Genomic DNA, 14,412 nt, shown 5'->3' on the forward strand with positions numbered 1-14,412 from the left:
CGCTTCTTTATTACCAGCTTATCTTAAACGAATAAAAACATAGATAGAATGTCCTCCTTTAATTAACTAAGTTTGAATTATTTTATCATAGATAATATATTGCTGTCAAAGGTTTGATTTCGTATTATGTTAACTCAATTAAAAATGTCCAAATGTACAGAAATCCTCTAAAGAATTTCTACATACCCTTCTAATCCGTTCACCCGAATTCTATCTCCGTCTTTTATCAATCTGGTAGCATTTTCTACTCCAATAACTGCCGGCAAACCATATTCACGTGCGATAACTGCACCATGGGTCATCATACCGCCAACTTCGGTTACCAGACCTTTTATGGATACAAACAGAGGTGTCCAGCTTGGGTCTGTAAAGGATGTGACTAATATATCTCCTTCTTCTAGATCAGCATTTTTCATATCTAATATAACACGTGCACGTCCTTCTACTACCCCTGAAGAAACAGGTAACCCCACAATAGCACCAGTTGGGAGATTTTCATGTTTATATTTCCCTATAACTATTTCACCATCAGACGTGATAACACGAGGAGGAGTTAATTTTTCATATAATCTATATTCTTCCTTACGTTTGTTGATGATCCGGTAATGCACTTTATCGGAGCGTACGGCTTCATGAAGTTCTTCAAAAGTTAAATAGTATATATCTTCTTTTTCATTAATAATCTTGGCTTGAACCAACTTTTCGGCTTCTTTCAGTAATGCCTTCTTATAAATAAAGTATCGACTGACAATGCTGTATTTTGGATATTCTCGATATCCGGCCAAATTTCGGAGTAGGTCTATCATTTTTTTTGTCTCTTCGGCTTTTTGCTTACCATCCGGCAATAGCTGTAACTTTTCCAATAACTCTTGCTCTTTTTGTAAAGCTTCCAGTCGTCCTTGCTCAAATTTCTTATTAGCGGCATTAGGTTCAAAATTTTTGATATTATTGAGAATCATTAGGACAAGTGTGTTTGGTTTTTCGCTCCAGCGAGGTTTTGTAATATCGATTTCTCCACTACATCTTATTCCATATTTGTTTAGATAAGACAAAATTGCATCCTTGGTCTCCTGACCACCTTCAAACTTAACCAGTTCATCCAAAAAGTTATCATCCTTTGTAGCTTTTAAATATTCAATTACTTCCGGATAAGGACGAATAACATCTGCTACATCCAATAATGCAAGACCCATTTCAGAAGTTATATTATTAGGTACTGATTGAGAGAGGGTATCTGCTACGTTTTTTTGGCCTAACCACTCTTTCATATTTTCATTGAGCCATGTTGTAGCTGCTGCAACCGCCATGATTACACCCATGCTCTGGGGATTAAATAAGCTCATCTTAAATTGGAGTGTATCTTCTTGAATAAAATCAAATAAATCTGCTCCTGATTTTGTTTGGATGTTTTGTTTTAAAATTTCGATAGATGTATGACTTCGCTCAATTAAACCGGAAACGATTAGCGGATCATTCCCTGCCTGAGCCTGTATATCTGCAGAGGACATGACTTTATTACCTTTATCTGAACCTTGTTCTTTCTGACTATCCGGTAACGGTTTTATAAAATCTCCCCGTTCTATGATGGTTATCAATGCATCTTTTATGAGAGGATCGTGTTGTCCCATGTTGTTTAATAAAATTCCCCTCATGTCAGGTGAAGCCAGCATTTGTGCTACCTCAACAAAGGCCCTTCCACCGGCTTTATACATATTTCCTGCAGCTGTTAACTGCCAAAAGGACAATCCTAATGGTTTCATGGCATCGGTCATCATTTGTTGATGTCCCACTGAAATATAAACGTGGTATTCCTTATCGTTGGCCTCTGGGATGGGATATAGTGTGGTAATGGGACGGCTCTGGACAATATAAAATGAATCATTCTCAAAACACCATTCAATGTCCTGAGGACAGCCGAAATGTTCTTCTATTTTTCTTCCTATGGACTCAAGCTGCAAAATCTGCTCATCCGTCAGCACTTGCCTGTTCTGCATGTCAGGCTCAATTTCCTGCTTTCTGGTACCACCCTCTTTTAGGGCATAAATGGCCAGGTTCTTTGTGGGTATCTCTTTGTCAATAATCTTGCCACTACTTACTTTATAGTTGTCAGCATTTACCAGTCCTGAAACTAAGGCTTCTCCAAGCCCAAAACCGGCATCTATTGATAATACTTTTCTGTTAGAACTTACGGGATCGGCAGTAAACATAATTCCTGCCGCCTGTGGGAAAACCATCCTCTGAATAACAACAGCAAGACATACTTTATGATGATCGAAGCCGTTTTGAATACGGTAAATTACTGCTCTCTCGGTAAATAGCGAAGCCCAGCACTTGCTGATATGGTTTAAGATTGACTTTATTCCAATGATATTCAAATACGTATCCTGCTGGCCCGCAAAGGAGGCGCTGGGTAAATCCTCAGAAGTTGCACTGGAACGGACAGCATATGGGTTTTTTGCACCATATTGAGAGAGAAACTGAGTAATATCTTCAATAATTTGGTCAGGAATTGCTGTCTCTTCGATTACTCTACGGATTTCACTGCTGAGTTTACCGATTTTATCACGGTCTTCCGCGTTGAGAATAGATAACTCATCAAGTAAATTGTTAATCTCCGGTATTCCCCAAATAACTCTTTTAAAAGCATCCGTAGAAATACAAAAGCCTTCCGGAACCTGTATTCCTTCGATCTTTGTAAGTTCCCCCAGATTGGTACCCTTCCCCCCTGCAACCATGAGTTTTGTTTTATCAATTTCCTTAAAACCAATTACATATGAACTCATACGCTTTACCTCCATTTGTTATTCCTTTTTAAACATCACAAAAACAAAACGGAATATTATATTTTTTACCTCTTAGAATATTCTATATACCCTACGACAGGGTGTTTTTAGCGTGTTATAGCATTATAGCACTCCGAAATTGGAACAAACAGTCTGCATTTTATTTTTTTTGTGTGTTATAATTAGAGTGGAGAGAAAGCAATTAAAAAAGAGCAAAGCCACAAAATCATTCGCTTTGCTCTTATAATTCTTAAATTTTAATTTTCATTAACCTTTATTTGAGTAATAGTATCTTTAACTTTGCAAAATCCAGTGCATCAATTACTCCATCTCCATTTATGTCAGCATTCTTTACATTTATAGTGTTATCGGCTCCTAACAGGTACTTTTTCAATTGTGCATAATCAAGAGCATCAACTGTATTATCCGCATTTACATCTCCAAGTACTATTGTGGTAGATTCTTTGTATTGTAAAAACATTGCTGCGAGCTGTGGGTCCTTGATTTTTCCTTCTGTTCTGGAGTAATGAGTACTGCTATCCCAAAGAAGAGGACAAAATCCCATATCATATGCAGTTTTACAAACTGTTGTAATATAAAGTCTTACACTGGTAGGGTCCTTATTTACTGTTGTAGTCCCATATTCTCCTATAATCACAGGAACCCCGTTATTTGTAAACTTGTTTTTCATCTTAGTAAAATCAGTTTTAACCTGATTAATTTCTGTATCTGTTCCCCATGTAGTTGCACATTTGCCCCAGTCAGCGTCCTGTTCAAGAATTGTAAAAGTAGACGGAGTATAATAATGTACCGAAATAATCAGTTTATTATTTATAGTATCAGTAGGCATTTTAAAGCAATCATCACATGTCAGGTCAATATCGGTTGCATATCCTGCAATCAGAAGACAACGAGATGAGTTGTTTCCTCCTGATGCCCTTACAATATTCACAAATTTCTGATTAATATTATTAAGTATATTATATGCTCTTGTTTTATCTTCCCCGGATGAGCCGCCGTATCTGTTCCAAATACTGTTCCAGCAACCCTCCTCGTTAAGAGATTCAAATATAAGGTTTTTAGGATAATCCTTGAAATAGTTGCTTATTTGAGTCCAGACTGAAGTGTATTTCTTCATACATTCATCATATTCAGTTGCAAATTTTTCAAACCAACCGCCATCCCAGTGAATATTTACAATGGCATAAAGATCGTTAGCTGAACAATAATCCGCTACTTCTTTAACACGCTTCAAGAGCTCACTATTGATGGTATAATCAGCTGACATAAGATTTGACCAAGCTACCGGGATACGAACAGTTTTAAAGCCTGCTGCACGAATACCGTCAATCATTTCCTTAGTTGTAACCGGATTGCCCCATGCAGTTTCGTAGTCTTTTACCGAGCTTCCGTTTATCCAATCGCCACAAGCTTCAAGAGTATTTCCTAAATTCCACCCAATACCCATGTTCTTAACTGTTTCAGTAGCTGTTTTATAATCTGTTAACGAAGATGCTGCAAATACATTTGATGTAAATAGTAAAGTAGCTATAAGCGATAAAATTAGTAGTAAAGACACTGTTTTTCTAAAATTCCGTTTTTTCATGCTAATCCTCCATTTTGCCTGCTGTTTGAGGCAGAAAATATTAATTATAATTAGATAAGCGACTTGCACCTTATCGGTTATAGTTATTCTTAAGAAAGATATAAGTACTTACGATAAATTTTTAATTATCTCCAAAGGTGTTTCTATTTGTATTGGTAGTAAGGTTTCTGTGATTTCAAATATAATAAAATGCAATCCACGGAATAAGCTTCATAAAACGAAGGGCTTAAAACCTTGTTATTCAGGATTTTCCGATAACGAGAATTGTATTTTATTGATATCTTCTTATATTTTTATTTTAGTAACAACATCTTCAGTTGGGCAAAGTCTATGGCATTGACCTCGTTATCTCCGTTCAGGTCTGCCACTTTCAGAGCATTGCCCGTAAGAACCTCCCCGTTAAGTATACTTTTTTTCAGCAAAGCCAGATCGATGGCATTAATATCGCCGTCACCATTTACATCACCAATTTTTATTGGGTTCTCACCTTGAAAGTTACTGTTGGCAAATGCGGTGATAAATTCGAGGGTGGAAGTGGAACCAATAGCGTGCTCATTTGTGGTCCATTCATCAGCACTGTCCAAATAGCATTTTGCGGGAAAGTTTGAAAGACCAATACCTTGATACCTGTTCGGTCCTAGCGGCATAAATCCCTTGGCTATCCCGGTTCTTCCATCACTATTAAAAGTAGAGAATATGTTTTTAATGCAATCGTCGCCATAGCCAGATACGAAGCTCTTTCTTAAAGGATTTGCTCCAAGAATCCAGTTTAATGAAGAAAGTGCCATATTGTTAATTGTATCGGTATTTGTTCCGAGAAGTTTGGAACCAATCAGTGCTTCCATACACATACCTATTATTTGGTTATTACTGCCCCAGTAATAGTTACTGTTTGTAATTGCATTACCCCACGCACTGTTTTTATACCGATCGATTTTGTTGTTTACCCAAAACGTAAACTCGGTGTTGAACCACTTTTCAGCATCACTGTTGCGGTTCCCGGCTTTCATATAAGAGAAAAAGGCAAAATTCCAATTACCTACCCAATCTCCGGACATATTCTCATACGTATCTTTTCCCTTCGAATAGTTTGCCACAAAGTAATTGTCATACTTTGCTTCACCTGTAGCACGATACAAGGATGCTGCTGCTAAAAGCCTGCTACTTATATCGCTGTCAGTATTATAAGGTCCGTTTGGAGATTTAATATTATTGGGATTTTGTTCAAGGTACGTCCATGCGCTCTTCGCGGCATTCAGACAAGTAAGGGCAAACGCTGAATCATATTTGGTATATACGATGGAAGCGTGGGCTAAGGCAGCAGCCGCACATGCAGTATCTTCTGTCGGTCTTATATTTGTGGTGTCTCCTTCTTTATCCTTTATAATCCTTTTTGTTATATTGCCATCATCGTCGGATTGGACTCTTGCATAAAAACCTCCGCTTGCAGCATCTTGCATTTTTAGAATCCATTCCAGTTCCCATCTTGACTCATCGAGTAAATCCGGTACACCGTTTCCGCTTTCAGGAATATTAAACTGATTATCCTGATATAGCTCTGGGAACATATCATAAGCCCAAAATAAGTTTATTAAAGTCCCAGCTCCCGTACTTACATACTTTCCAAGATCACCTGCATCAAACCATCCTTTAGATACATCTCTCGTCATCGCCGGATTTGAGTCAAAGATAGCGCTTGTATCCTGCGGTGTTCTGTCTTTTCTTGGGTAATCCGTACAATATTTTTCCGTAAGGTCTGTCCCGGAACGTTGATAATAAAAATATCTTGCTACATCTGTCTGTAACTGTTTATAAACGTCATTTCCAATTTTAAACTTAGGTGATTTCTCTATACCGGCCGCATTAACCGTGATGTAATAATCACCCTGTTGAGTAAGGTCGGTAAACACAGCTTTAAGCACCCTTTCCCCGGAATCCGGGTCATAATCCTTCACAAGAGTCAATTGTCCACTATAAGCAACGGAATCGTCAGAAACTCTTTTTACCTGGAATTGAGTACCGGTAGTGGCAGTAAGCTCATCCTCAAATCCTGAAACATAGGCATATTTTTCAGCATTTTCACGAAATCCTACCTGATTCAATTTAATGGCCTGATAGGCCTTTTCTTTATCTGGAGAAGTCAACTTCAGTTGATTGATCCAAACACAAAACGGATCAAGGGTTACTTTATCCAGAACGATAGCTTTTGCGTTGTATGGGTCCATACCAAGTGACGGATCCAAAATATCTTTTAAGGGTATTTTTACGTGTTGCCACTCAGTTGTAACAGTACAGTAATCTGTTATTGGTTTTGTTATTGTGTGCTCAACACCTGCTGAACGCTCACTTACATGATCAACTGCACCGATTACAAACTGCTCCCCTCCTTTTTTACCTTTTAGATTAAATTCAAGATATCCATTGGGAACATACTGCGATACATCATGACAGTTCCATTCCGCCAATGTAAGTATCACTGACATCCAATATGAGCTAAGCTGTGTTTGAAGATTCAATCGTAACGAAGGTAAATTTTCATATGTAACTTGAGAATCAACAGGTAAATTGCCGTTTACTGTTTCTAATTCACCTGCTCCGCTTCCGGACCATCCACTGATTTTATCCTTAAATACATAAAAATCCTGAAGATTTCTCCATCCCTGAGGAGCACTTGCATTGATAACAATCATTGATGTAATCAATGATGTACATATTATTGCAACACTTACAAATAAAGCAAGTATTTTTTTTTGTTTCATACTTTTCCTCCTATATATTATCTAGTTCTACCAATATGCCGGAAGAATTAGTAAGCCACCCCCTTTTATATTAATAATGAAAAAAGCATATCAGTTGAACTTTAGAACCAATTTTAAACATGGGGAGATGTAATGATATGTATATACAATTGATAAGAGTCAGATTAACTTTTATTTAAATATATAACAAATATATACAATATTCCTTGACTTTTTAGTCTAAAAATAGCATTATTTAGACAAGGAGATGAAATAAATGGAGTATATGTATCTTCATTATTTTACGCAAGACCCCGGTTTCCCTTTTTTCATTCAGTATGGATTCCATGATGATGCTATGCCGGAGCATTTTCACCACGATTTTTTTGAACTTGTGATAGTGTTAAACGGAACTGCCACCCATATTGTTAATTCAGAAGAATTCTTTATAAAAAAAGGGGATGTATTCGTTTTTAATATGGATATATCCCATGGGTACAAAGATCCACATAACTTTAAGATAATAAATATAATGTACAAACCTGAACGGCTCAACGAAATCTGTAATGATATAAAGAAATCTCCCGGATATCAGGCACTTTTTGTCTTGGAACCTTTTTTCAGAAAAAAGTACAGCTTTAGTAACACCCTATCTCTCTCTATTTCCAGTCTGGAATATTTAGCAGAACTTGGAGTTCGTATTAACGAAGAATATAAATGCAAAGCTCAGGGCTATCAAACCATGATTTACTCACGTTTTATGGAGATGGTAGTATACTTATCAAGACAATATGTTATTGAAAATAAACACTTGCACAATACATTTATACACCTTGCAAAAGCTGTATTATTTTTAGAAGATAATTACCTTAACCCGATAAAACTTGAAAAGTTGGCAGATGAAGCACATATGTCCGTAAGGCATTTTAACAGAATTTTTAAGGAAAATTATGGAACCACCCCTTTTAATTATATTCTGCAACTTAGGGTTAATCATTCCTGCTCCCTGCTTAAAAATAGTAAGTTATGTATTGCTGATATAGCGCTGGAAAGCGGCTTCTCTGACAGCAACTATTTTTCAAGGCAATTCAAGAAAATTATTGGCATAACCCCCAAGGAATACCGGGCAAGGCATAAATTGATTTATTCAAAAATAGGTTAATTTCTTCGTTTAATTAGTTTTACAATTTCCCACCACATTGTGGCCAAAACTGAAATAGCTATAGCCAGCAAGAAATTTTCTGCATTAAGGGGCGCAGTTTGTACAATTCCATTTACTGGCGGTACATAGGTTATAATAATCAGTACTGCGATTATTATTAAGTTAACAGTTATGACAACCTTATCCTTAAAATTAACTATATTTCTGAAAGCAAACTCTTTATCAGATTGATTTATGTAAACAAATAGTAAATTGGATAAACCCAGAACCAGCAATGCAAAGGTTCTTGCTTGTGATTCACCTGCACCGCTTTTATAAAAGTAAGTATACGATCCGAAAGCTGCAGCAAAAATCATTATTCCCTGAAATATAGATTTTAATATAAGTGATCCGGTTATAAGTGGCTCGTTATTCGACCGTGGTTTCCTATGCATGATATCCTTTTCTGCCGGTAATCGTTCAAATACAATAGAACATGTAGGATCAATAATTAGTTCCAGCAAAACAACGTTTACAGGTAATAAAACCAAAGGCATATGAAGCAACGGTGCCAAAAGTGCTATTAATGCAATTGGTATATGTATTACTAGAATATATCCTATTGCTTTTCTGATGTTATCGTAAATTCTTCTGCCATCCCCTACCGATTCGACAATGGTAGAGAAATTATCATCAAGAAGAATCATATCGGATGCTTCCTTTGCAACCCCTGTTCCCCTTTTACCCATGGCTATTCCGATATCCGCATACTTTAAGGCAGGGGCATCGTTTACACCGTCACCCGTCATTGCAACGATTTCACCATTATCACGCAGGGCCTTTACAATCCTCATCTTGTGTCTTGGCATAACTCTGGCAAATATATTTGTATTCTTAACTTTTTCCAGTAATACTTCATCCTGCATTATTTCAAGTTCCTGCCCGGTTATTACGTTGTTGCTGTGGTTGATGCCTATTTCACGTGCTATGGATTGTGCCGTAATTCCGTTATCGCCTGTTATCATAATTACTCTTAATCCTGCCGACTTACAAACATCGATTGATTCCATCACCTCATCTCTTGGAGGGTCCTGTAAACCTATAAGACCAACAAAATCTAACTTACATTCCTTCAATGTATCAGGATATTCTTTCATATCTGTACTTCTTGCAACTGCAATAACTCTATAACCCTCGGTTGCCAACATTTTTTGCCGTTTGGCAACATTGTTCATATCTTCTTCGGTAAGGCAACATAGGGGTAGTACGCTTTCAGGACTTCCCTTGGCTGCTAATGTTGCAGAGTTGTTTATGCTCCATACATGCCCCATCATTTTAGTATCTGAACTAAATGAATATTCATAAAGTAATGGGTTTTTAAATATATCCTCTTTATGAGCTCCATGACTCTCAATGTACTTTAGTAATGCCTTTTCCATTGGATCATAAGGCTCGATTTCACATGCTAATGCTGCCCAGTAAGCCAATTCATAATCGTCAAAACCATTAAACGGGCATGCCTCCTTTACACTCATTTGATTTTTTGTAAGTGTTCCGGTTTTGTCAACGCATAATACAGAAACTGACCCCAAGGTTTCAACAGAAGGCATTTTCCTTACAAGTGAATTCTTCTTTGCAAGTCTCCAGGCTCCCATTGCCAAAAATACAGTAAGAACAACCGGAAATTCCTCAGGTATCATTGCCATAGCCAGAGTAATACCTGAAAGAATACTGTCAACTATACTCCCTGTATGAATAAGTGTAATTACCGAAACCAAGATAAATAAGCACAATCCTATTAAAGCACAAATTTTCACAAGGTTTCTGGTTTGCTTTTCAAGAGGTGTTGGCCGTTCTGGTACACCAAGAATGTCTGTTCCAATTTTACCGTATTGTGTATCCTTGCCTATTGAAAAAACTTTGGCAATAGCACTGCCTTGTATTACAGTTGTCCCTGCATAACAAACATCTTTTCTCCAGAAATCTTCACTATTTTTATTGTTTTCATTGCTATCACCGTATGCCTTTTTCCATACGATTTCGGATTCCCCTGTCAGTGAAGATTCGTCCACTCCAAAGTCAAACATCTCAATGATTCTGGCATCAGCGGGAATTTTCTCGCCCTCCTCCAATATCATCAAATCGTTAATGGTTATTTCTCTGCTTTCAATACTTGTAATGCGACTGGCCCTGACTACACGTATTCTTGGAGAGGCTAATTCTTTTAATGCCTCCAGAGTTTTGTCCGTTCTCCATTCCTGAATAAAGCTGATTCCGGTCATAAATGTAACAAAGCATATCATTATAACACCGTCTCGTGCTTCTCCCAGAAAAAAGTATATAATTGCAGTACAAAATAGAAGTAAAAACATGGGTTCTTTAAAAACACCCAGAATTCTTATAAAAAGGTTCTTCTTTTTCTCAGAATTAAGTTCATTCATACCATATTTTATTTGATTTTCAGTAGCTTGATTATCAGTAAGTCCTGAATAGTCACCTTTAAAACCAAAAAACTTTGACATACTTCCTCCTTGTATTATAGAAATAAAAAATACATTGGCATTAAAAAAACCTGTGAGACTAAAAATACTTAGTCCCACAGGTTTATAACCTGTTGCCGTTTTCGGCCCAGCCCCACGCAGCTATCTTGCAATGTCGTTAGCTGCATCGCCTGCTCTAAATTAAAGTTTATTAAATTCAATATAGTACATTGTATTATATTGATGTTAAAAGTGTCAACAAAATCATAAAACAAATATTAATATTCTTAAGTCAATACTTAATATTATTAATTAATTGAGAATAATTATTAATTATTAATGATAATTAATATCAATTTTCAGGCCTGGATTAAGTAGCGTGAACCAATTAATTAAAAATAAAAAGCCTATATCGGCTAGTGACCGATATAGGCTTAACTAATATCTAATGTTATTTATAAAGAGGATATTTATTGCAAAGAATTTCAGCTCTCTTTGAAACATTGGATTTTGAATTTTCAAAATCTGTAATTGTGAGATAAATCAAGTCTGCAATTTCTTTCATATCTTCCTCATTCATTCCTCTGCTTGTTACAGCTGGGGTACCGAGTCTTATACCACTAGTGATAAATGGACTCTGAGTATCAAATGGAATACCGTTTTTGTTACATGTTATACATACTTCATCCAATCTGTGCTGAGCTTCCTTACCTGTAATATTCATATTAGTCAGGTTAACAAGCATAAGGTGATTGTCGGTACCGTCAGAAACAAGTTTGAAACCTTTTTCCATAAGTCCTGAAGCCAAAGCTTTGGCATTTTTAACAATGTTCTGCTGATATGTTTTGAATTCATCAGTAAGTGCTTCCTTGAAGCTAACTGCCTTAGCAGCAATAACATGCATCAATGGGCCACCCTGATTTCCTGGGAACACAGCACTGTCGATTTTCTTTGCATATTCCTGCTTGCAGAGAATCATACCACCTCTTGGGCCTCTTAATGTCTTGTGAGTTGTAGTTGTTACAACATCAGCATATGGAACAGGACTTGGATGCAATCCGGCAGCAACAAGACCTGCGATGTGAGCCATATCAACCATAAGAATTGCACCAACTTCATCTGCAATTTCTCTGAATGCTTTAAAATCAAGTGTTCTTGGATATGCACTTGCTCCTGCTACAATTATTTTTGGTGAGTTTTCCTTAGCGGTTTTTCTCAACTCATCATAATCTATGTAACAGTTGTCCTCTCTTACGCCAAATGGTACAACATTGTAGTATTTTCCTGATATATTAACAGGACTACCATGGCTTAAATGCCCTCCGTGTGCAAGATTCATTCCAAGAATGGTATCTCCGGGATTCAGGAAAGCAAAGTAAACTGCTGTGTTAGCCTGTGCTCCGGAATGTGGCTGAACATTTGCATGATCTGCCCCAAAAATTTGTTTTGCTCTGTCAATAGCCAACTGTTCAACTATATCAACGTACTCGCAGCCACCGTAATATCTTTTGCCGGGATAACCCTCAGCATATTTGTTCGTTAATGGTGTGCCAAGTGCCTCTATAACAGCATCACTTACAAAGTTCTCAGAAGCAATTAATTCTATCTTATTTCTTTGTCTGTTAACTTCCAGCTCAATAGCTTCTGCTAATTGAGGGTCCATCTTCTTTATTGTATCAATATTGTACATAAAATGCCTCCACTCCAATGTCACTAAATTATGACATTTGCTCGTTATTTTATCCACGCAAGTAAAATTATAATAAAATAACCATATATATGTCAATTAAATATGCAAATATCGCACTTATATTACATATTTATGCATTATTCAATTACTTTGTACAGTTCATCAGGGCCGGGAGCATCAATGTCCACTACAGTCCCTTCTTGCTTACTCATCAGTATTCTTCCAGAATTTTTGTCAGTAATTAATCCGATTATGGATGCCTTAATATTATTTTTTTCAAGAAGTCTTACTAAACCTTCGCCATCCTGACAGGTTATAATCATACATCCACTGGAAATTAGTCTTAAAGGATTTATTCCAAAGTAGTCACAAATTCGACAGGTAACAGGCTCAATCGGTATGGAGTCCTTATTTATAGTTATGCCCGTACAAGATGCCTCTGCGATTTCCCAAGCAGCTCCAAGTACTCCTCCTTCAGTAATATCATGCATTGATGTTGCACCAAACCCTCCTGCAAGAACCCCTTCGGGGACTACACTTATGGAATTTATAAAACTTTTTGCATATTGAAGCTCGCTTTTATCAAGATAAGTCGATAATTCATTTTCAAAATCACCTGCAATAATTGCAGTACCCTCAAGTCCGGCACTTTTGGTTAAAATAACACTGTCTCCCGGTTTTGCTCCTGTAGATGATATAACTTTACTTTTAAGCGCTTTACCTACACAGGTTGTAGACAAAATAATTTTATTAACTGCAGGTGTCACCTCTGTATGGCCTCCGATAATTTCTACATTGAGTTGTCCGGCAGTTTCACAAACCTGTTCCATAAGCTGTTCCAGCTCGGTTTCTGTCGTTCCGACTGGACATAATATAGTAACCATTATGCCCAACGGCTCAACACCGGAAGAAGCTATATCATTACAGGATATATGAACAGCAAGCCGTCCTGTATTTTTACCGGCAGCTGTTATTGGGTCCGTAGACATGACACATGCATATTTATCAAATTCTATTGCGGCACAATCCTCACCAATTCCGGGACGCATAATAACTTCTTTTCTGAAGGTATTAATTTTTCCAATAATTATTTTATTTAATATTTCGTTTGGTATTTTACCAGCTTCCATGTATTATCTTTTAGCCTCCTGAGCCTATAACCGGCCTTAATGTTGCAGTTATTTAAATAGTATAGCATAAGAAACGGATTAAAACAGGGGTATCGCCTGATTTAATCCGCTAAGTTTGATTTTTACTGGTTGTTTTAAGATTCAGTTTCAACACTGCCTTCAGTAGCTGCCAATTGGTCTTTTGCCAACTGATACTGTTCTCTGGCCATGTCGATTAATTTTGGATTACTTCTTGCTCCACTGGAGGAAACAATTCTGCTGAACCAAAGTACTGATTCATTGAGTTTCCCAATTCGTCTGTATAGCTCTGCTATTATGTACATACAAGTGTATTCGTCAAGTTTGTCCAGCGGAAACCGCTCTTTTTGATACGCTTCATTGTAAGCTTCTACCGCAAAAGTTAGAAAATCTATTTCCTTTTTATCCTCTTTTGCTCTGTAAAGCCAAGCAATTCTAAGACAAACTTTAGCTATTTCACTGCTTTTGGCCTTTCTTACCTGAAGATTAAAAAGAGCAAGTTTAAATGCTTCCAAAGCATTATCAACATCTCTTTCACCTAAAAAGCTTCTTCTGGTCCAATGGCTGGAAATCTTATCTCGTATTACAGGAATGTCCCTTGTAAATATATTATCAAACTTATCCTGCAACGCTGCATAACCGCAATTTTCGCAGACCCAGACATCGTAGAATAGTACATTAATACCTTCATAATATACACACAAGTCCGTATCTCTGGATTTTACTCTGCACCCTTTTGTCTTGACTTTGGTGACCTCAATTTCCCTGTTACAAACAGGACATATAACTTTTTTGTTGTAAAGTAAATCATTCATGGCAATACCCC

The 14,412-nt window shown here is 37.0% G+C and carries 8 protein-coding genes and 1 riboswitch; of the genes, 1 reads left to right on the forward strand and 7 read right to left on the reverse strand.

Annotated features, from left to right (window positions below):
* Positions 1 to 167 precede the first annotated feature (167 nt).
* The 3 genes from ppsA to CLO1100_RS09580 form a co-directional block, all read right to left on the reverse strand.
* Positions 168 to 2,783 (reverse strand): phosphoenolpyruvate synthase, encoded by a 2,616-nt coding sequence (gene ppsA, locus CLO1100_RS09570; RefSeq protein WP_014313553.1) that lies wholly within the window; start codon positions 2,781 to 2,783, stop codon positions 168 to 170.
* 274 nt (positions 2,784 to 3,057) lie between these two features.
* Positions 3,058 to 4,389, reverse strand: coding sequence for a cellulase family glycosylhydrolase (locus CLO1100_RS09575; protein ID WP_014313554.1), 1,332 nt, complete (start codon positions 4,387 to 4,389; stop codon positions 3,058 to 3,060).
* 293 nt (positions 4,390 to 4,682) lie between these two features.
* Positions 4,683 to 7,148 (reverse strand): glycoside hydrolase family 9 protein, encoded by a 2,466-nt coding sequence (locus CLO1100_RS09580; RefSeq protein ID WP_014313555.1) that lies wholly within the window; start codon positions 7,146 to 7,148, stop codon positions 4,683 to 4,685.
* 256 nt (positions 7,149 to 7,404) lie between these two features.
* Between CLO1100_RS09580 and CLO1100_RS09585 the strand changes: the two genes are divergently transcribed.
* Positions 7,405 to 8,289 (forward strand): AraC family transcriptional regulator, encoded by an 885-nt coding sequence (locus CLO1100_RS09585; protein ID WP_014313556.1) that lies wholly within the window; start codon positions 7,405 to 7,407, stop codon positions 8,287 to 8,289.
* Here the strand turns inward: CLO1100_RS09585 and CLO1100_RS09590 are convergent.
* From CLO1100_RS09590 to CLO1100_RS09605, 4 genes are all read right to left on the reverse strand, one after another.
* Positions 8,286 to 10,790 carry a cation-translocating P-type ATPase gene (locus tag CLO1100_RS09590; RefSeq protein ID WP_014313557.1) on the reverse strand — a complete coding sequence of 835 codons (2,505 nt, stop codon included), beginning with the start codon at positions 10,788 to 10,790 and terminating at the stop codon, positions 8,286 to 8,288. The two genes, CLO1100_RS09585 and CLO1100_RS09590, sit on opposite strands and share 4 nt — an antisense overlap.
* 67 nt (positions 10,791 to 10,857) lie before the next feature.
* Positions 10,858 to 10,957, reverse strand: a riboswitch (NiCo riboswitch).
* Between the two features lie 242 nt (positions 10,958 to 11,199).
* Entirely contained in the window at positions 11,200 to 12,438 is a 1,239-nt protein-coding gene (gene glyA, locus CLO1100_RS09595) for a serine hydroxymethyltransferase (RefSeq protein ID WP_014313558.1), read from the reverse strand.
* A gap of 137 nt (positions 12,439 to 12,575) precedes the next feature.
* Positions 12,576 to 13,568, reverse strand: coding sequence for an AIR synthase family protein (locus tag CLO1100_RS09600; protein WP_014313559.1), 993 nt, complete (start codon positions 13,566 to 13,568; stop codon positions 12,576 to 12,578).
* 134 nt (positions 13,569 to 13,702) lie between these two features.
* Positions 13,703 to 14,401, reverse strand: coding sequence for a DUF2225 domain-containing protein (locus CLO1100_RS09605; protein WP_014313560.1), 699 nt, complete (start codon positions 14,399 to 14,401; stop codon positions 13,703 to 13,705).
* Between the last annotated feature and the right edge of the window lie 11 nt (positions 14,402 to 14,412).

The sequence above is a fragment of the Clostridium sp. BNL1100 genome (genome assembly GCF_000244875.1).
In the GTDB taxonomy this organism is placed as follows: Bacteria; Bacillota; Clostridia; order Acetivibrionales; family DSM-1351; genus Ruminiclostridium.

Bases quoted from the DNA above. Each gene is read 5' to 3' on its own strand.
- ppsA (WP_014313553.1), bottom strand. From the start codon at position 2,783: ATGAGTTCATATGTAATTGGTTTTAAGGAAATTGATAAAACAAAACTC.
- CLO1100_RS09575 (WP_014313554.1), bottom strand. From the start codon at position 4,389: ATGAAAAAACGGAATTTTAGAAAAACAGTGTCTTTACTACTAATTTTA.
- CLO1100_RS09580 (WP_014313555.1), bottom strand. From the start codon at position 7,148: ATGAAACAAAAAAAAATACTTGCTTTATTTGTAAGTGTTGCAATAATA.
- CLO1100_RS09585 (WP_014313556.1), top strand. From the start codon at position 7,405: ATGGAGTATATGTATCTTCATTATTTTACGCAAGACCCCGGTTTCCCT.
- CLO1100_RS09590 (WP_014313557.1), bottom strand. From the start codon at position 10,790: ATGTCAAAGTTTTTTGGTTTTAAAGGTGACTATTCAGGACTTACTGAT.
- glyA (WP_014313558.1), bottom strand. From the start codon at position 12,438: ATGTACAATATTGATACAATAAAGAAGATGGACCCTCAATTAGCAGAA.
- CLO1100_RS09600 (WP_014313559.1), bottom strand. From the start codon at position 13,568: ATGGAAGCTGGTAAAATACCAAACGAAATATTAAATAAAATAATTATT.
- CLO1100_RS09605 (WP_014313560.1), bottom strand. From the start codon at position 14,401: ATGAATGATTTACTTTACAACAAAAAAGTTATATGTCCTGTTTGTAAC.